Source organism: Bacillota bacterium (genome assembly GCA_012727955.1).
Lineage (GTDB): Bacteria > Bacillota > Limnochordia > DTU087 > JAAYGB01 > JAAYGB01.
In genome coordinates, this window is sequence record JAAYGB010000021.1 from 42,111 (window position 1) to 60,505 (window position 18,395).

At 55.1% G+C, this 18,395-nt stretch carries 17 protein-coding genes and 1 other annotated feature; of the genes, 16 read left to right on the forward strand and 1 reads right to left on the reverse strand.

The window, feature by feature from the left end; genetic code table 11:
- The first annotated feature begins 45 nt into the window (after positions 1–45).
- From rnhC to GX030_04525, 14 genes are all read left to right on the forward strand, one after another.
- Positions 46–690 carry a ribonuclease HIII gene (gene rnhC / locus GX030_04460; protein NLV91633.1) on the forward strand — a complete coding sequence of 215 codons (645 nt, stop codon included), beginning with the start codon at positions 46–48 and terminating at the stop codon, positions 688–690.
- Between the two features lie 83 nt (positions 691–773).
- Positions 774–2,255 (forward strand): hypothetical protein, encoded by a 1,482-nt coding sequence (locus GX030_04465; protein NLV91634.1) that lies wholly within the window; start codon positions 774–776, stop codon positions 2,253–2,255.
- A gap of 23 nt (positions 2,256–2,278) precedes the next feature.
- On the forward strand, positions 2,279–3,256 hold the full coding sequence (locus GX030_04470) for a hypothetical protein (protein ID NLV91635.1): 978 nt from the start codon (positions 2,279–2,281) through the stop codon (positions 3,254–3,256).
- Between the two features lie 28 nt (positions 3,257–3,284).
- On the forward strand, positions 3,285–4,280 hold the full coding sequence (locus GX030_04475; GenBank protein ID NLV91636.1) for a CRISPR-associated endonuclease Cas3'': 996 nt from the start codon (positions 3,285–3,287) through the stop codon (positions 4,278–4,280).
- A 1-nt stretch (position 4,281) separates the two neighbouring features.
- Positions 4,282–4,890 carry a class I SAM-dependent methyltransferase gene (locus tag GX030_04480; GenBank protein ID NLV91637.1) on the forward strand — a complete coding sequence of 203 codons (609 nt, stop codon included), beginning with the start codon at positions 4,282–4,284 and terminating at the stop codon, positions 4,888–4,890.
- 124 nt (positions 4,891–5,014) lie between these two features.
- Positions 5,015–6,232 carry a DUF58 domain-containing protein gene (locus GX030_04485; GenBank protein NLV91638.1) on the forward strand — a complete coding sequence of 406 codons (1,218 nt, stop codon included), beginning with the start codon at positions 5,015–5,017 and terminating at the stop codon, positions 6,230–6,232.
- Between the two features lie 28 nt (positions 6,233–6,260).
- Positions 6,261–7,832, forward strand: a complete 1,572-nt coding sequence (locus GX030_04490) for a DUF4129 domain-containing protein (protein NLV91639.1) — start codon at positions 6,261–6,263, stop codon at positions 7,830–7,832.
- A gap of 62 nt (positions 7,833–7,894) precedes the next feature.
- A complete protein-coding gene (locus tag GX030_04495; GenBank protein NLV91640.1) occupies positions 7,895–8,896 on the forward strand; it encodes a MoxR family ATPase in 1,002 nt (333 codons plus the stop codon).
- 1 nt (position 8,897) lies between these two features.
- A complete protein-coding gene (locus GX030_04500; GenBank protein NLV91641.1) occupies positions 8,898–9,941 on the forward strand; it encodes an alanine/ornithine racemase family PLP-dependent enzyme in 1,044 nt (347 codons plus the stop codon).
- A 94-nt stretch (positions 9,942–10,035) separates the two neighbouring features.
- Positions 10,036–11,475 carry a hypothetical protein gene (locus GX030_04505; protein NLV91642.1) on the forward strand — a complete coding sequence of 480 codons (1,440 nt, stop codon included), beginning with the start codon at positions 10,036–10,038 and terminating at the stop codon, positions 11,473–11,475.
- Positions 11,476–11,565: 90 nt separating this feature from the next.
- Positions 11,566–11,806, forward strand: a binding site (T-box leader).
- A gap of 333 nt (positions 11,807–12,139) precedes the next feature.
- Positions 12,140–13,357 (forward strand): PLP-dependent aminotransferase family protein, encoded by a 1,218-nt coding sequence (locus GX030_04510; protein NLV91643.1) that lies wholly within the window; start codon positions 12,140–12,142, stop codon positions 13,355–13,357.
- 132 nt (positions 13,358–13,489) lie between these two features.
- Positions 13,490–13,942: a divergent PAP2 family protein gene (locus GX030_04515; GenBank protein ID NLV91644.1), complete on the forward strand. Its 453-nt coding sequence runs from the start codon at positions 13,490–13,492 to the stop codon at positions 13,940–13,942.
- A gap of 136 nt (positions 13,943–14,078) precedes the next feature.
- Complete coding sequence (locus GX030_04520) at positions 14,079–15,743, forward strand: AMP-binding protein (GenBank protein ID NLV91645.1); 1,665 nt, start codon at positions 14,079–14,081, stop codon at positions 15,741–15,743.
- A gap of 105 nt (positions 15,744–15,848) precedes the next feature.
- The gene (locus tag GX030_04525) at positions 15,849–16,010 is read left to right on the forward strand and encodes a rubredoxin (GenBank protein NLV91646.1); all 162 of its coding nucleotides are present in this window, start codon (positions 15,849–15,851) and stop codon (positions 16,008–16,010) included.
- Between the two features lie 89 nt (positions 16,011–16,099).
- On the opposite strand, the gene GX030_04530 is transcribed toward GX030_04525, so the two are convergent.
- Entirely contained in the window at positions 16,100–16,420 is a 321-nt protein-coding gene (locus GX030_04530; protein ID NLV91647.1) for a hypothetical protein, read from the reverse strand.
- A 252-nt stretch (positions 16,421–16,672) separates the two neighbouring features.
- On the opposite strand from GX030_04530, the gene GX030_04535 reads away from it, so the two are divergent.
- Entirely contained in the window at positions 16,673–17,476 is an 804-nt protein-coding gene (locus GX030_04535) for a sugar phosphate isomerase/epimerase (protein ID NLV91648.1), read from the forward strand.
- Positions 17,477–17,515: 39 nt separating this feature from the next.
- Positions 17,516–18,343 carry a sugar phosphate isomerase/epimerase gene (locus GX030_04540; GenBank protein NLV91649.1) on the forward strand — a complete coding sequence of 276 codons (828 nt, stop codon included), beginning with the start codon at positions 17,516–17,518 and terminating at the stop codon, positions 18,341–18,343.
- Positions 18,344–18,395 lie beyond the last annotated feature (52 nt).

The window sequence follows — 18,395 nt, forward strand, 5'->3', positions numbered from 1 at the left end:
GGAATAGGCGGAGAAAGGTTTTCATACAGAAGGGTTTGTGGTTACATAGTGAGTGAGCATTTTCCTCGTATTGGTACCGATGAAGCAGGCAAAGGTGATTACTTCGGATATCTAGTAGTCGCCGGAGTGATGCTTCGCAGTAACGATGAACAGGAGCTGTTGCTCCAGGCGGGAGTCGCTGACTCGAAGCGGCTCTCCGATGGGAGAGTCAACCAACTGGCGGATCTGATTACTGCCTCCTGCTTACAAGAAATAGTGATGATTTCACCGGCCATGTACAATGAGTTGTATCGGAAGTGTGCCAATTTAAATCGGCTCTCGGCCTGGGCCCATGGTAGGGTGATTGAAAATCTCTTGGCGAAACACCCCTGTGATTTAGCGATTATCGACCAATTTGGCAGTGAGCAAGTGGTACTAGATGCCCTGCAAAGGCGGGGTCGGCGGATCGAGATCCAGCAGCGGCCTCGAGCTGAAGCCGATGTGGCAGTGGCCGCGGCTTCGATTCTGGCCCGTTCGGTCTTCGTCAAGACTCTGGAGCGATTATCAAAGCAGGTGGGGATGACGCTGCCTAAGGGTGCAACGCACATTATTGAACCGGGCAAGAAATTGGTGGCTGCCAAGGGTCCGAAGATTTTAGAAAGTGTAGCAAAACTGCATTTCCGCAGCACCGACCAAATCTTGAAAGGGTAGTCGGGATGGTTCCCAAAGGGGATGTCGAAACCAGGATGCTCCCTTTGGGTCTCAGCCGAAACTCGGAAAATGAGGTGTTACTGTTGCCCAGAAGGTTGCAGTGGTCGTGGGTGGTGATTTTGCTTATCGTCTTGGCCCCAGTGACGGTTCTTGCGGCCCAGTCCTTTACGGAACCGTCGGAACCCGTGGATTTGGCCAAGATCCAGGTAATGCTATCGGGCTTTCAACGGGCCTTTAGCTTCCCAACGCAGTTCTCTGCCGATGTGGTTGTCTCTCTCCAAGGACAAATTGAACCCTTGAGTATGGAACTGGCGGGAACTTTGGAGGTCTATGACCAGGATCTGTATCGCTTTAGTTATTACAGTCCCGATAATCTGGCCGGTCGCCGGGTTGTGGTCAGTGACGGTTTGGGATATGCCTATTGGACCAACAAAGGAGAATCGGGGGATTGGCTCTACTATCCCCAAGGGGTGGGTTATCTCATCCCGATGGTGCGGCTGGCCAGTCTCGGCGAATACCTTGGGTCGCTGCTGGTATTGACGGCCCAGAGAGAGGTTTGGTCAGGACAGGACGTTCTGGTCTTGGATATCATTCCCGACCCGTCGGTGCTTAAGCAGAGGGAACAGCAGGAACCAACGGTAGTCCCCTGGACTGGACGGGTATGGCTGGATTGGCAGCGGGGGGTTCCTCTGCGCTATGAGCTCAGCGGCGATCAGTGGCGGGAGATTCTTGAGGTCAGCCTAGTCCAACGGGATGATGATAGCGGCCAAATTACCGCCTTTACCCTCAGCGGAGTAGGCCATCCCTCGGGGGAGCAATTGGTGGCGGTCTTCCGCCGTCACGATGATCACCGGTGGTTTCCTACCATGATTCGAGTGACCTCGGAGATGGCAACCATGGAGATGCAGCTAAGTCAGGTGGAGTGGGACCAACATTGGGAGCGCAGGGATCTGGAAGTAGCTCTGCTGGAGGAAATGCGGATTAACCTACAGACAGGACAGGCTGCCAGGGCAGAGGGCGATTTCACCAAAATGGCCCAATCCTTTACCAAGGTAGTACAGTTGGATCCCTATAACATTGCCGTTCATTTGGACCTGGGGTATGCCTACTTGATTTTGGGCGACGATGTCAAGGCAGAGGCCCACTTACAGCAGGCCCTGATGCTTGACTCGAAGCTGGCTGTGGCTTATAACAATTTGGCCTACTTGTATATCGAAGGGAACCGCCATATCGCTAAGGCAGTATCCCTAGCAGAAACTGCCGTTGGTCTCGAGCCCAATAACGCCGCCTACTTAGATACTCTTGGTTGGGGTTACTACCACCAAGGGCGGTATCTGGAGGCTGTTCGGTTGTTGAAGCGAGCCCTGGCGGTGGGGGAGGATCAGCTGGATCCCCAGGCCCTGCCAGAGGTGTACTACCACTTGGCCTTAGCCTATTGGGCCAGTGGGGCCGAGGCTGCGGCGGCCAAGGCTGTGAAGGATGGCCTCAAGGCGGCAGATGTGGATAGTCCCTTTCGACAGGAATTGGTGAAACTGGCTCAGGAACTGGAGATTGATGGGGAGTAGTCTAAGGGGGAGGCTGGTGGGCTGTGTCGGGATTGTCGCTGAAGAAACGACTGCGGGAAAGGCAAGGGTGCAGACTGCCGGCTCCCCAGGGCACCACAGCTAGGGGCGCAGGGAATTTGGCTCCACCGGAGCCGGCCCTAGATTTTCCCGGTTCCCGGATTGTCACAACCCCACAGGGCACCTATTTGCACCTGACAGAGAACCGCTCAGGCACCTTTGAGGTCGGAGGCGATCCCCAGAAGTTGTACTCCTGTCTGGAGTTACTCTATGGGGTAGGTCCCTATAATGCCCGCAAGTTGCGAGAAGAGGGATACACCGATCTTCGCTCCTTGGTCAATCATCAGCGGTGGGGGAGGCAGGCCCGGAAGTTGGTGCAGGCCATTGCCGATGGCGATATTGCCTACCTAGGGCGGTTCGGAGCCGATGAGTACTACCTCTTGGGATATTTTGGCTCCGGGGACGTGGTGTTTCTGGACCTGGAGACCACGGGCTTAAACGGAACTCGCCCGCTATTCTTGATCGGCACGATGGTTCAGCGGGAAGGTGGGTTAGCCTGCCAGCAGTACCTGGCCCGAAGTTTTGACGAGGAAGCGGCGGCGGTGGCTGCAGCCCTGGAGTTCTTAAAGGGGTATCCAGTGTGGGTTAGTTTCAATGGTCGCTGCTTTGATGCTCCTTACCTGCGGACTCGGGCTGAATACTATGGAATGTCCTTCCAGCAGCCGATCCTGCATATCGACTTGTTAAGCGCTGCCCGAAAGCTGTATCGAGGCATCTTGCCCAACTGCCGGTTGACCACCTTGGAGGCATATTTGCTCAATCGGGTGCGCTTAGATGATGTGCCTGGACACTTGATTCCAGACTTGTATCATCGGTTTGTGGTGGAGCAGAAACCGGAGCTGATGTTAGGCATCCTTCGCCATAACGTTGAGGACTTGTACAGTCTCTTCCAGTTGATGTCCTTGGTCAGGGAGCGACAGCAAATGGTGCAACGGGTAAGTTGACGCCTGGAGTGTAAACGGGAGGTTGGTTATGTATATTCGAGATTTGCAGGAGGGACAGGGCTTCTCCAGTTTCTTCCTGGTAGCGGAAAAGCAACTGCAGTCCTTTGCCCGCAAGCCCGGCAATTTTCTTTCCTTAGTGCTTCAGGATAAGAGTGGGACGGTGCAGGCCAAGGTCTGGGAGAATGCCGATTACCTGTCCCGTTGTTTTCGGGTCGGTGATGTCGTCTACGCCAGTGGCAGTGTCGGCAGCTTTAAGGGCGAATTGCAGTTGACCATTACCGACTTGCAGAAGGCCGTCGAGGGTAGTTATCGATTGGCCGACCTAGTGCCCAGTACCAGCCGGAGCATCGAAGAAATGAAGCGGGAAGTTCAGGCCCTTGTAAAATCCGTGGAAGACCGCTACTTGCGTCAACTTCTCGGCGTGTTCTTCGGCAACGAAGAGATCTTTGAAGCCTTTGCTACCGCTCCGGCGGCCAAAGGCGTCCACCAGGCTTACCTGGGAGGACTGATTGAGCATACCCTTAATGTCTGGCAGTTTGCTCGGACCGCCGCTACCCTGTACCCCACCTTCGTCGACCGGGATCTTCTGGCCGTGGGAGTGCTCTTGCACGATGTTGGCAAGATCAGGGAGTATTCCTACCAGGGTGTAATCGAAATGACCGACGTGGGAAGACTATTGGGGCATATTATCGTGGGGGCAAATTGGGTCCAGGATGCTGTTGCCAAAATTCCCGGCTTTCCCGAAGAGACCGCGCAACGAGTTTTGCATATGATTGTTAGTCATCACGGGAGATTAGAGTACGGTTCGCCAAAGCGTCCCCAGACGGTGGAAGCTTGTATCCTGCACCAAGCCGATATGATGGATGCGCAAATTGCCCACTTTTCCGAGCTGGCCCAGGCTACTGCCGAAAGCGGAGACTCCTGGAGCAGTTTTGATCGAATTATCGAAGGGGCGGTATTCATTGGTTCCAAGGGAACCAAGGGTGAGGTTGCTGCCGCCGAAGAAGAGGAGTTACCCTTTTAAGATGTCATCACAACACTACTTTACTGCACAACCGGAAAGCAAAACCGATGAGAGGGAGATCACTGCCTCCCTGCGGGGAAAAAGCTATCGGTTTGTCACCGATGCTGGAGTGTTTTCCAAAGGGCATGTTGACGAAGGTACCCGCCTGTTGATTGAGACTGTGGAGTTTCCCGCCTCCGGTTTGATCTGTGATCTTGGCTGTGGCTATGGTCCCATTGGACTGGTGGCCGCGGACCAATCTCCGGCCTGTATGGTGCACCTGGTGGATGTCAATGCCAGGGCTGTGGCCTTGGCAGAGCGTAACCTAGAGCTGAACAATGTGACCAATGCTGAGGTGTTTCTGGGAGACGGTTTTGCTCCCCTGCCCGCCGGAAATTATCACCTGATTCTCACCAATCCTCCCATTCGGGCGGGAAAAAAGGTGGTCTATCCTCTGGTGGAAGAAGCCTACCAGCGATTAGAGCCGGGAGGCCGTCTCTGTCTGGTGATTCGCACCAAGCAGGGGGCCAAGAGCATGGAGAAGCACATGGCCAGCCTCTTCGGCAACGTCGCTACCTTGGCTAAGGATAAGGGATTTCGGATCCTGCAGTCGGTGCGCGCATCCCAGTAGGAGGCCCCTTAGGAAGGGAGCACCTACGACAAGGAACCGGTGGCTGAAGGAGGAATAGGTAAGTGAGGGGTGTCCTTGGGGGCACCCCTTAGTGCTACCTGGGGATAGGGGGGAAGGAGGCCCGTTGGTCAGTGGTGTCAACAACGGGTACCGCATAGGGATGAACTGGTGGAAACTCTATCTCGTATTGTTGGCGCTGATCTCAGTGATGTGGCCGGTCCGGATTGCCTACCTTGGCCTATTGACCCTTGGATTGGTGTACTTCATCGGTGGTAGGGTGCTGATGGCAGTGGTGGAGCGGATCAGCCTAGAGCGAGTGACGGATCAAACTCGCCTTTTTCCCGGAGATACCACCGGTATTGCTCTGAAGCTTACTAATCCCACACCGCTGCCCATTGCTTGGTTGTCGGTAAGGGAGCATCTGCCCGTAGAGATCCAAGGAGGAGCAGTGCGGCAATGGGTTCTGTCGCTGCCGGCAAAGGCCACTGGCCAGGTCCAATATGTGGTGACCGGTCGTCGGCGGGGAATCTATCAACTGGGACCGGTAACGGTAACTGCTGGAGATTATTTTGGCCTTCATCAGGTCCAGCGTTCCTTTGCCCTATTTCATCAGCTAATCGTATATCCCAGGGTTTATCCCTTGCAGGAATTGGGCCTAAATCCAACCTCGCCCATCGGGCCTTTACCGCCGCCGCAGAGGATTTACCCCGATCCCTCTCGTTTTGCTGGAGTTCGTGGTTACCAACCGGGAGATCCCCGCCGGGCGATTCACTGGAAGGCTACCGCCAGGACGGGACAACTTCAGGTGAAACAGTTCGATCACACCATCACCGCGGATACCCTGTTGGCCCTCAATCTCGATGCCCGGGAATACTCTGTGGATTCCTGGCTCACCGATAGCGAACTGGCCATTGAAACCGCGGCCTCCCTGGCCTATTATCTGGGCCAGCGGGACCAACCCTACACCTTTCTCCTTAATTCATCGCTGCCAGGCAGCCCCCAGGATTGGCTGCGGATCCCTTGGGGCAAGGGGCAAAGCCATCTAATGGAAACCTTAGAGGTACTGGCCAGGGCCCGATGTGCTCCTGCTGGAGATTTTCCCCAGCTTGTTGCCCACCAGGCCCGGAGTTCTCCCCGGGGAGCCACTTTGCTGCTGGTCTCCCCTGGGGATTCCGCTGCCCTGGTGGCTACCGCTTTGTCCTTGGTTGAGTCGGGTTATGTGGTGAAGATTTTCGTTACCGGAGGGGTAAGTCACCGGCAGTGGCTGCACCGACCCTCGGGATCGCCGCTGCAGATCCTGCAGGTCCGTGGGCAGCAGTTGCGGCAAAGCGGTGTGATTTAGCCCTGGAGAAAGAAGGGAGGCGGAGGTCATGGCTGGGGATATGGAGTACTTGGCCCAGCGTCAAAGTCACTGGATGGAGCAACTGGTGCTGCCGGCCTTGGCGACGATTTTCGTCGCCGCGACGGTGATGGTGATGCGGGAGTTTCTGCAGATCTTTTTGCCGGCATTGGGGATTCCTCCTTGGGTGGTGCTGGCAGCTGCGGCAGCGGCTCTAGAAGGTGTCTGGTTGACTCCGATTCTGATCAAGGCCAGAACTCCCGTCACCACCAGAGTCCTGGAACTGGCTGTGATCCTAGCGGGAACCTATCTGCTGTTGTACCTTGGCAGTAAAGGGGCTCTGCCACCTTCGCCTTTAGCTGTGTGGCGGGAGTCTAAGGTGTATGTACCGGTCCTGTTGGTCACCTTCGGGTGGCTTGAGGGTTGCAGCTTGGGAGGGCAGTTTTTCACCCTTGGCACCCTGCGGGATATCCAGTCCGACTACAGCCAGGGCAATTTGTCCTGGGAGCAAGAGGCGATGTTTTCCCAGTATCGGGCTGACCTTGGGCGGGTGAGCGTTGTCGGGCAGATGACCCGGAAGGTACTGGGTTGGCTGGCCTGCTTTGCTTTGGCCGGGGCGATAGCCATCGAAGTTGCCGCCAGCCGCGGTTTCCCTTTAGAGTGGAAGCCAAGCCTGGTGCTTTCCGCTGCGCTCCTTGTGGCCTCTGGTTTGGCCCTGCAGGGATGTGTCTATCTTTATCGGCTGCAAACTATCTGGCGCGAGAGTCGGGTACAGGTCGACGGAGCTTTGCCGGGCCGGTGGCTTTCCGGTTTGCTGGTGACCGCGACGGGAGTTGTCGGTTTCTGTTTGTTGGTGCCCGGTCCTTGGCCGATTCTACCCTTCACCGCAGTGATGCAGTGGTTAGGGAGGCTGCTGGCACCGATTACCAGGTTAGAGGGAACCTGGAGTAATCCGGCGGAAGTTGCGGCCCCACCGGCCGGGCAGTCTCCTTCCCCTTGGCTAGCGGAGGATGTTGAGGCCCCTTTGCTGGAATCGCTGCTTTTTCTTCTGCTAATTCTGTTGGTGCTAGGAACAATATTGGCAATGGTCGGGGCGGTAGTAGTGATGTTCATCGGCGAGGAGATCGCCCGGGTGCCCGGGCTGCTGAGGCTTCCCCTCTTGATCTTCCTGCATCTTCGTCGGTGCTATGCCCTTTTGCTGCGGTGGGGAAGGCGAACCCTGAAGGGCCTTGTCCCAAGGCCCTCGGGTTTGAAGGACCGGTCAAGAACCGCTGCAGAACCCATCAAGGGTGAGTTTTCCTGGGACCAGGGTCCACCGTCGACTCTGAGTTTGTATCTGCGCTATGTGTTTGTCGCTCTAGCCAAAAGGGCCAAGAGCTATGGCGCAGCCAGGGCGAGACATCAGACCGCGCAGGAATACGGATCACGGCTGAAGCAGGTTTTTAGTCAGTACCAGGACGCCGTTGCGATTATTGTGCAGGCCTACCAGGAAGCACGATATGGCTATTATCTGCCCCAGGCTGGGGTGAGGGATAGGGTCGAGGCGGCCTGGACTGAGATTCAAGGTGCGGAAGGGGAAAGGGACAGCAGTCACCCCAATTGACGAGGAAGGGTTACAGGGTTCATTCCGGGGAAGTAGGTCTGGGGCGATATGGAGGTGCTAGTATGCAGGAATCAGAGACAAGGTCACCAGATAATTGGCTGCATCGGCAAGATGCGGAAAGGATTGCAGATCTAGGAGAGAAAATCATGGGGGACATCTCCCAGGTGATTGTGGGCAAAGAGAGGACAGTGGAACTACTGCTGGTTGCCCTCCTCAGCAGGGGACATGTACTGCTGGAGGATGTTCCCGGAGTGGGCAAGACGATGCTGGCCCGGGCGGCGGCCATCTCCTGGGGCGGTGTTTTTCAGCGGGTTCAGTTTACCCCCGATCTTTTGCCCTCCGATGTGATGGGGGTATCGGTCTTTGATCAAAAACACCAGGACTTTCGCTTTCGCCCCGGTCCGATTTTCGCCAATCTAGTGCTGGCCGATGAAATTAACCGCGCCACTCCCAGAACCCAAGCCAGCCTCCTGGAATGCATGGCTGAGGGCCAAGTTACCGTTGACGGGGTAAGTCACCAACTACCCCGGCCCTTCATGGTGTTGGCTACGCAAAATCCCATCGAGTACGAAGGCACCTTTCCTCTACCGGAGGCGCAGCTGGATCGCTTCTTCCTGCGCCTTAGGTTGGGTTATCCCAGCTTTTCCGAAGAGCTGGAGGTCTTGGCCCGCCTGAGAGAAGATCATCCCATTACCACCCTCAAGCCCGTTGTCCAGCCAGAGGATATCCTTCAGGCCCAGGCACTGATTGGAAGGGTCTACGTGGAATCCTCGGTGGCGGAGTACATAGTTCGTCTCGTTCACAGCACGAGAAACCACAGGGATGTCAGCCTCGGGGCTAGTCCCCGGGCTTCCTTGGCCCTAATGCGGGGCAGCCAGGCCCGGGCAGCTCTTCAGGGCCGAGAGTTTGTCCTTCCCGATGACGTCAAGGCTCTGGCGACCGCGGTCTTGGCCCATCGCATTCTGCTGCGACCGGAAAGCCAGCTGCGGGGGATTACTCCCGAGGGGTTGATTGAGCAGCTGGTTGATAGTGTGCCCATCGAGTTAGAAGAGGAGCTGGCCTAAGGTGCCTCCGATTTTACGCATCAATCTTGCAGCAGTCGAAGCCAACGCTAGGGTGATCGTGGATTGGTTTGCTGCCTACGGGGTAGAAGTATATGGGGTGACCAAGGCTGCTTTGGGCAATCCCAGGATCGGGTCGGCGATGTTAGCCGGTGGCTGCCAGGGTCTGGCAGACTCCCGCTGGGAAAATCTGCGGCGGTTGCGGGAAGCTGGAATCACCGCGCCATTGATGTTAATTCGTACCCCCGCCCTGTCGGAGGTAGAGGCGGTGGTGCGGTGGGCTGACCTTTCCGTCAATACGGAGCCGGTGGTTCTAAAGGCCCTGGATCAAGCCGCGGGGAAAGCTCACACCCGGCACAGGATTATATTAATGGTAGAGGCCGGGGATCTCAGGGAAGGAAAGGAACTGGCCGAGCTCTTGGACCTGGTGGACCTGTGCCAGTCCCTTCCCAATTTAGAGTTAGCAGGCATCGGGTGCAACATGGGGTGTTTGTCGACGTCAGGACCCTCAGCCACTAGTCAAGGGATTTTGCAGCAGGCGGTGGCGTTGGTGGAAGGGCGCCTGGAAAAGAAACTGGCCATTGTATCCGGCGGTAACAGCGGATTACTGTACCGGGAAGGCCTGCTGACCTTGAGCGCGGCTGTTACCCAGGTGAGGGTGGGGGAGGCTTTGCTCTTGGGCAAGGATCCCGTGGAGGAGCAGTTCTTGCCTACCCTGCGCCAGGATGGCTTTGTGCTGGAGGCGGAGGTAATTGAGGTGGGGACCAAACAGAGCCCCGAGGGGGATGGGGCAGTGGGGCAAACCCAGGTGGTCTCGGCCCTGGGGCGACAGGACCTGGGAGCAGGGAGCTTGGTGGTTCCTGAGGATATGGTGCTCCTTGGGGTGTCTAGTGATCATTTGGTCCTCCGCTGGATGGGAGGAGATGGAGCCAGCAGCCAACGGATGCCTCCCAGAGTAGGTGAGAGGGTGAAGTTTCTTCCCGATTATGAGGCCCTGGTGGGATTGATGACCTCACCCTTTGTGACAAAAACCTTTGTCAAGGCCTGAGGCCCTGCGGGGCAGGATTAGTGGTGAGGGTGAAGAATCTTTATAGAGAATTGAAGTCTGTGAATTTCGTAGCAATATAGGAGGGTCGAATACGTTGAATACTGAACTCTGGCAAGGGTATTTGCAGCAGGCCTGTCAAGAAAATTTAAACCTTCGCGTCTTTGCAGCCTTCAATACTAATGTTGACGTGGTGGCTCACATTACCAGTGAAAAGATCCAGCGATTGCTTCAAGACAATCCTGATATCGATATGCAAGCTGTGCAAAATCGCAGTGTTGAAGACGTTGGGGTAATCCGTTCCAAGGAAGACTTCCTCGTGGTCCTCCGAGACATGATGCAAGAGGGCAAGAGCTTTCACATCGTCCTTGAGGGACGGGAGTTGATGAACTGGTTAGACAAGCAGTTTGCCGGCGAATCTGAGCGTATGGGCGGACAGGCGGGAATCATCGCCAACCAAATGGCTGCCCTGGGGGCAGAAGCCATCGCCTATACCGCTCTGCTGTCACCGAAGCAAAGCAGTCTCTTCGATGACCGGGTGAAAACTCCCCTGATCGATGACGGCTTTGGACTGGCTCCCATCCGGGAGGCGGCCCGACCCGAGGACGAGACGAAGATCAACTGGATCTTTGAGTATGGCAAGGGTATTGAGGTAGACTTTGGAGTTGCTAAGGTGGTCACTCCCCGGGCCAATCGAGTGATTGTGGCAACGCGACCGGCCGGTGCCGTGATGTCCTTCCAGGAACCTGTGGTAGAGTACTTACCGGAATTAGGTGCCTCCAGCGAAGTGGCCTTTATGGCTGGTTACCATTACGTTGACACCACCAATCCCGATGGCCGCAGCTACGAAGAATTCATGCAGGACACCGTGGACCATCTGCGGGCGCTGAAGAGTAAGAACCCTGCCCTGAAGCTGCATTACGAATATGTACCGATGAAGTACGCGGAAATGGAACCGGAAACCTTGCTGCGGGTGGCCAGCGAGATCAAGAGCTTTGGCATCAATGAAAACGAAATTCGGCGAGTCTTGACGGAGTTTGGGTTTGAGGCCGAATCCCAGGCCATTGCCGAGGACGAACGGGCCTATTCCCTGTATCAGGGCGGCCTGCGTCTGCTGGAAAAGATGCAGGTGGAGCGGGTTCAGGTACATAACCTCGGTTATTACGTGCTGTTGCTCAGGAAGGACTACCCCATTGCACCGGAGAAGGTCCGTCAAGCCTGTCTCTTTGCCTCTGCAGTGAACGCGATGAAGGCGCGGTATGGCGGCTATCCCGGTCCCAGTCAACTGGAGGAAGCCAAGGATATCCAGTTGTCGGATATTGGCTACACTCAACTAAAGGGCTTTGCCAAGGAAATGGCTGAAAAGCACGGACTGGATGCCCAACAGTTGATGGAAACCGGCTATGCCGTGATGGAGGACCATATCGTGATGGTGGTTCCTGCCCATGTGATTCCGGATCCCGTCAGCACTGTAGGGATGGGGGACACCATTTCCTCTTCCTCCTATGCCATGGAGGTTCAACTGGGCAAGGAATAATTATTCAAGATATTGCAAAATACCATTGACACTTCTGAAGTAGGTGTAGTATACTATCAAAAATAGTTGGTATGCTAATCTAACAGAGCAAACGTGGCGTTGAACAGGAGAGTACCAACTTCACTCCGTCCTCTAGAGAGTTGTCGGTGGGTGCAAGACAACGGCGATGAGTTGGGAAGGCCACCTGGGAGCCGGTGCCGATAGGCGATGTGCTGTAAGGTACCCGGAGAGCACACTCCGTTAACAAAGGGCAGTCGAGGAGACTGCATGAGGTTGCCTTTGCGAAAAGGTAACGAATTTGGGTGGTAACACGAGGCCTTTCGTCCCAAAGGGATGAAGGGCCTTTTTGTCTTTGGGAATTACCAATTTCACAGCAAAAGCGTTGACGAAGCGAAGCAATGGTTTGGTGGGTTGCAGAGAGAAGCCGGTGGGTGCAAGGCTTTAATCCCCTTCATTGCGAGCCACTTCTGAGTTGGGCTGGTGCTTTCCCACCGGGAAAGCACGGGAAAACAGCCTCGGTTTGACACCGTTATCATCGCCAAGAGGGGCTTATCCCAACGGGGATAGGCAATCAGAGTGGTACCGCGGTCATGGCCGTCTCTGCAGGCGCAGAGGCGGTTTTTTTGTTAGCGATTTTACCTGGGTGATAAGGAGGCCGAATTTCATGAACTATAACGAGTTTTGGGCGAAGCGAGCACAGGGTATGCGTTCATCGGCTATCCGGGATGCCTTTAGTGTTGCTGAAGAAAGTCAGGCAATCTCCTTTGCCGGGGGATTTCCTGCCAAAGAGACCTTCCCCGTGGAGTTAATTCAAGAGATTCACGCCAAAATGCTTCGGGAAGATAACTCCGCGGCCCTACAGTACGGGCCTACCGAGGGTCTGAAGGAACTCAGGTTGCTGATCGCAGAGCAGATGCAGTCCGAGGGAGTGGACTGTGACTGGGAAAACATCCTGATTACCAGCGGCTCACAGCAGGGACTGGATCTGATCGCCAAGGTAATGGTGGATCCCGGTGATGTGGTGCTGGTGGAGATGCCCGGATATATCGGGGGGCTATCCGCGGTCAATAACTACGAGGCGGAGCTAGTTGGCATTCCCTTGGATGAAGAGGGGATCCGCACCGATCTCTTGGAAAGTAAGCTGACGGAGCTGAGGATGCGGGGCCGACGGGTAAAGTTTGTCTATGTAGTTCCCAACTTCCATAATCCCACGGGAGCAACTTTGTCCCTATCCCGCCGGCAGGAACTGCTCCGGGTGGCGGAGGAATATAACCTGATCATCCTCGAGGATAATCCCTATGGACAGCTGAGATTTACCGGGGAATCCCTGCCCCATCTCAAGGCCCTCGATGAAAACAATCGAGTGGTCTACTTGGGCTCCTTCTCCAAGGTATTTAGTCCCGGAGTTCGGGTTGGGTGGCTGGTAGGGGACAAGGAAGTGGTGAGAAAACTCACCATTGCCAAGCAGGGAACGGATCTGTGTTCCCCTTCCTACGGCCAGAAGCTGGTGGCTGAGGTACTGAAGGCCAAGGTTTTGCCAGAGCACATCGCATCGCTCCGGTCGGTGTACGCGGCCCGAAGGGATGCCATGCTAGAGGCTTTGGCTCGGTTCATGCCCCAGGGCTGTACTTGGACTCGGCCTGAGGGAGGTTTCTTCGTTTGGCTGCAGCTGCCTGCGGGCATCGACGCGCAAAGGATGTTACCCGCGGCCATCGAAGAGGGTGTGGCCTATGTCAGCGGTGGTCCCTTTCACGTCGATAACATCGGCCAGAATACCATTCGTCTTGCCTATTCCCAAGTAACCCCGGAGGAAATCACTGAAGGAGTGAGGAGGCTGGCACGGGCAGTCAAAGGAGTACTCAAATTGCCTGTCAATTTCTAAAGGGGTAGGAATGCCAGCGCAATTAGTAGAAATGAAAGGAGTGCAGCCGGAAGATGGACTGCACTTCTTTTTTTGCTAGGACTGCCCCTGGTAAGATGCCTAGCCCTGCGGGATGTTATAGATCACGACGTCTTGTCTGCTTGGAGGAATTTAATGAACAAGGATCTACCTATTTTACAGGTCTGCTTTGTCGCTTGGTTTGTAGCTCAGGTGTTGAAGACCGTTCTTCATGCCTTTCGCCATAGACAGTTGGATTTGCGTCGCCTGGTGGGCGCGGGAGGAATGCCCAGTTCCCACTCGGCGCTGGTGTGCTCCCTCTCCACTGCCGTGGCACTGAAGGAAGGGATTGATTCAACGCTTTTTGCCATTAGCGTTGTCTTGTCCTTAATTGTAATGTACGACGCGGCGGGGGTGCGAAGGGCTGCAGGACGTCAAGCCCGGATTTTGAACCAGATGGTGGTGGATTTCTACCAGAACAGAGAACTGCACCCGGAGCGGTTGAAGGAGCTGCTGGGACACACGCCCTACGAAGTCCTTGCCGGGGCGCTCTTGGGAATAGCGATTCCGCTGTTGTATGCCCGGTAATGTGCTATATTGAGACCCCAAGCCAATCCTGGTCCCAGGAGTAAATGCCCTGTCTGCTCTATTGTTTCTGCCTTCCTGCTGGGATATACTTGTAGCAAATTTGGCGAAGGGGCAGATTTGCCAGACGGAGGTTTCTATGGAGCTAATAGACAAGACCATTGGACAAGTATTGAATCACGTTGCTCAATTATATCCCAGTAGCCCCGCGGTGATCTATCCGCAGCGGAATCTACAGTGGAGCTATCAAGAGTTTGCCGCTTTGTGTCGGCAAATCGCAAAGGCACTCTTGGCAGCGGGAGTAAAACCTGGAGAGCACATCGCAGTGTGGGCCACCAACACACCGGAGTGGCTCTTGCTGCAGTTTGGATCGGCGCAGATGGGTGCGGTCTTGGTGACCGTCAATACCAACTATCAGTTATCGGAATTGGAGTACATTCTCTCCCATTCAGACACGACGACTCTGTTTCTGACGGCGGGATTTAAGGATTCTGATTATATCGCCCATGTCAACTCCCTTTGCCCTGATCTGGCTGCGGCAGAGCCCGGTCAGTGGCATTCCACCCAGGTGCCCTTGCTGCGGCGATTAATCTACATGCCCAGTGAACACGGTCCCGACGAAGTGCCCGCTGGGATGGTGGGGTGGGATGAGTTTTTGGCCGGCGCTGCCAAGATTACCGATGAGGAATTGGAGCAGGTGGCAGCCAGTCTCACTCCCGACGATGTGATCAACATGCAGTACACCTCTGGTACCACGGGTTTTCCCAAGGGAGTGATGTTGACCCATCATAACCTGGTCAACAATGGTAATGCCATCGGTGCTTGCATGCAATTGACGGAGCAGGACCGGTTGTGTATCCCCGTGCCTTTGTTCCACTGCTTCGGCTCGGTATTGGGAACGATGGCCTGTGTCACCAAGGGAACGGCGATGGTGGTAATCGATCACTTCAATCCTGTGCACACCCTGCAGGCCATTGAACAGGCTCGCTGCACCGGAGTACACGGGGTACCAACGATGTTTATCGCCATGTTGGGGTTAGAGGACTTTGACCGGTATGATTTGTCCACGCTGCGAACGGGAATCATGGCTGGTTCCACCTGTCCTGCTCCGGTGATGCGCCAAGTGATGGAGCGAATGGGTGTGAGGGAAATAACCATTGCCTACGGCCAGACGGAGTCCTCGCCGGTGATCACCCAGACCAGAGTCGATGATCCCCTGGAGGTGCGGGTAAATACCGTGGGTCGGCCTTTGCCGGGAGTTGAGGTGAAGATCGTTGATCCCGAGACCGGTCGGGAACTGCCTCCTGGGCAGCCCGGTGAGCTGTGTACTCGGGGTTATCTGGTGATGAAGGGATACTACAAGGATCCGGTGGCCACGGCTCAGGTAATCGACGAGGACCGCTGGTTGCATACCGGTGACTTGGCCATGGAGCGGGAGGATGGGTATTTTGTCATCACCGGCAGGCTCAAGGATATGATCGTGCGGGGAGGGGAAAATATCTATCCCCGGGAAGTGGAGGAGTTCCTGCTGACCCATCCTGATATCGTCGACGTTCAGGTGGTAGGTGTGCCCGATCCCAAGTATGGAGAGGAAGTCATGGCCTTTATTCGGACCCGAGGGGGACGGAACATCACTGCGGAAGAGATCCGAGACTATATGCAGGGCAAAATCGCCCGATACAAGATCCCCCGGTACGTGAATATAGTGGAGGAATTTCCCCTCACCGCCAATGGTAAGGTGCAAAAATATAAGTTGCGGGAAATGGGACGACAACTCTTGGCCCTGGGACTTGCTCCCATTTAAAAAATCTCCCAACATTTTCTTCCAATGGGGTTTATTGTTAAGTTAGACGGGGAATAGTGTACAGTAGTGATTCCTATAGAACCCAGGGTTGGAGGAGATGTACATATGAAGAAATGGGAATGCACAGTATGTGGGTACATTTACGATCCGGAATTGGGGGATCCCGACAACGGTGTCGAGCCCGGTACTGCCTTTGAGGATGTCCCCGAGGATTGGGTTTGTCCCGACTGTGGCGTGGGCAAGGATCTCTTTGAGGAACTTGACTAGATTCTAGCTAGTCACTAACTTGCTAACCGGCGTGAGTCTTACCTGTTGGTAGGACTTACGCTATTTTTTCAAAGAGGCGCTTTACCCGACTAAGGGCGAAGCGCCTTTCCACAGTGAGTGCAGTAGATGTAATCGGGGTGTTCCACTGGTGTGCCGCACCATCCGCAGTTGTTGATCTGGTCACCGGCGGCCCTGGGGTTGCTGTGAATCAAGGCCAGTTGGATTCCCGCTCTACCATGATTTATTTTCTTCACCAACCGATTCTCTTCCAGTTCCTTGACTGCGTTGGCTACCTCTTTCTTACTCAATTGAGTGGCTTGGGAGAGATCACTATAGGTTCCGTACCAGCTGTCTCCGATGGAGACCTTTGACTGTAGGTATTCCCAGAGTTTTTTCGCTCGCGGTCGCATCCCAAGTCCTCCTTCCTCAGAATAATGCCTGAACCACCGACTGTTACATGGTATGCGAATCGGGATGGGATATTGCTTGGATACCGGCAAAAAATTCCTTTCCCTTGCCAGCGAAGCCCTTTTCACCGCTTTCAGCTATTGGTTAGATAAGGCCGAATCTTGCTAAGTCTGAGAAGGGATCTATCAATAACAACCGAAGGTTTATCAAGCGGCTGGATTTACCAATCATGGAAGCGGAGGGATATCAAGGAAATGCGTCTGGGATGCTGTACCAATTGGTTCGGTGGAGAGGATAAACAGCGGCTGGCATTAATGGACGAAAGACTCACGGTGCTCGATGAGGCCGGTTACGATTTTGCTGAATTGGCCGTCGGGATGTTGACGGCCGAGGTATCGGAACGGGAATACTCCGATTTGGTCAAGCTGGTCAATGACCATCGGGTTACCGTCGATGCCTTTAACGTATTTATTCCCCCTAAGTACTCCCTGGTGGGTCCCGACCGAGATTTGGCAGGGGTGTTAGAGCACGTGGATCTGGTCGCAGATCGAATGGCGGGGCTTGGCGGCAAGATTGTCGTCTTTGGCAGTGGCGGCGCCCGCCGGCGACCGGAAGGGGTAACTGAGGAAGAGGCAATTGCGCAGATTCTGGAGTTTATCGACGGGGCTGCTCCCCTGCTGAAGAGCCGGGGAATCACCATGGCTCTGGAGCACCTAAACAGCGGGGAGACCAACACCATTAACAGCGTGGCCGAGGCCAAGGCCCTGCTGCCGCGAATCGACCACGATAACGTGAAACTGTTGGTGGATCTCTACCATATGCTCCAGGAAGGGGAATCCTTAGATGTCCTCGAAGACGGGGAGGGATTGGTGGCCCATGTCCACGTCGCGGATACCGGTCGGGTTCGCCCAGGGGCTGGAGAGGCGGATTTCCCAGCTTTTCGGGATCAGCTGCGGAAAATCAATTACACCGGTGGAATTTCCGTAGAGTGCCGGTTTGAAGATTTTGCAGCGGAAGCTGCGCCTACCTATGAGTTTTTACGATCAATTTGGGGCTAAGGAGAGGCAATATACTTACTTAATCGTGGAGGTGCCAACATGGTAACACTAACGGGATTTGCCGATGAGATTTCCCAGAATCTCGATGAACAGGTGGCTACTTTGCAGGAACTGGGAATCCGATATTTGGAGCTTCGGGGCGTGAATGGAAAAAACGTTCTGAACCTCACCGATGAAGAAGTGGAATCCGTCAAGAAGACCCTACAGGAAGCGGGAATTGGTGTTTCCGCCATTGGATCCCCCATCGGGAAATATGGGATTGCCGATGATTTTGACACCCAGATGGAGCAGCTGAAGCGGATTATCACCATCGCCAAGGCCCTGGATACCAAGTACATCCGGGGATTCTCCTTCTGGATGCCAAAGGACGAGGATCCGGCAACCTATCGGGATGAAGTAATGCGGCGGATGAAGGCCATGGTGGAACTGACCACAGAGAATGGTCTGCGCTATCTCCATGAAAATGAAAAGGGAATCTATGGTGATACCGCAGCCCGCTGCGTCGATTTGCTGGATACCGTAGGGCCCCAGTTGGGGTGCATTTTTGATCCTGCCAACTTTGTCCAGGTAGGCGAAGACGTCCCCGGCGAGTGCTTCCCGGCACTGCGGGATCGGATTGAGTATGTGCACGTTAAGGATGCCCGGGCCAGCGATGGAGTCAATGTGCCTGCGGGCGAAGGTGATGGAGGACTGCCGGAGGTTCTCAAGGGCCTGATCGTGGAGGATGGCTTTGACGGCTTCCTCAGCTTAGAGCCCCACCTGCAAATTGCCGGTGCTTCCAGCGGCTTCTCAGGACCGCAGCTCTTTAAGCAGGCTACTGATGCCTTGAAGAAGATTCTCGATGAGCTGGGAGTAGAGTATCAGTAGAAAGCAATTTCTGTTGTAGAGATATAAGAAGCGGCCCGCCGTTAATGAAAAC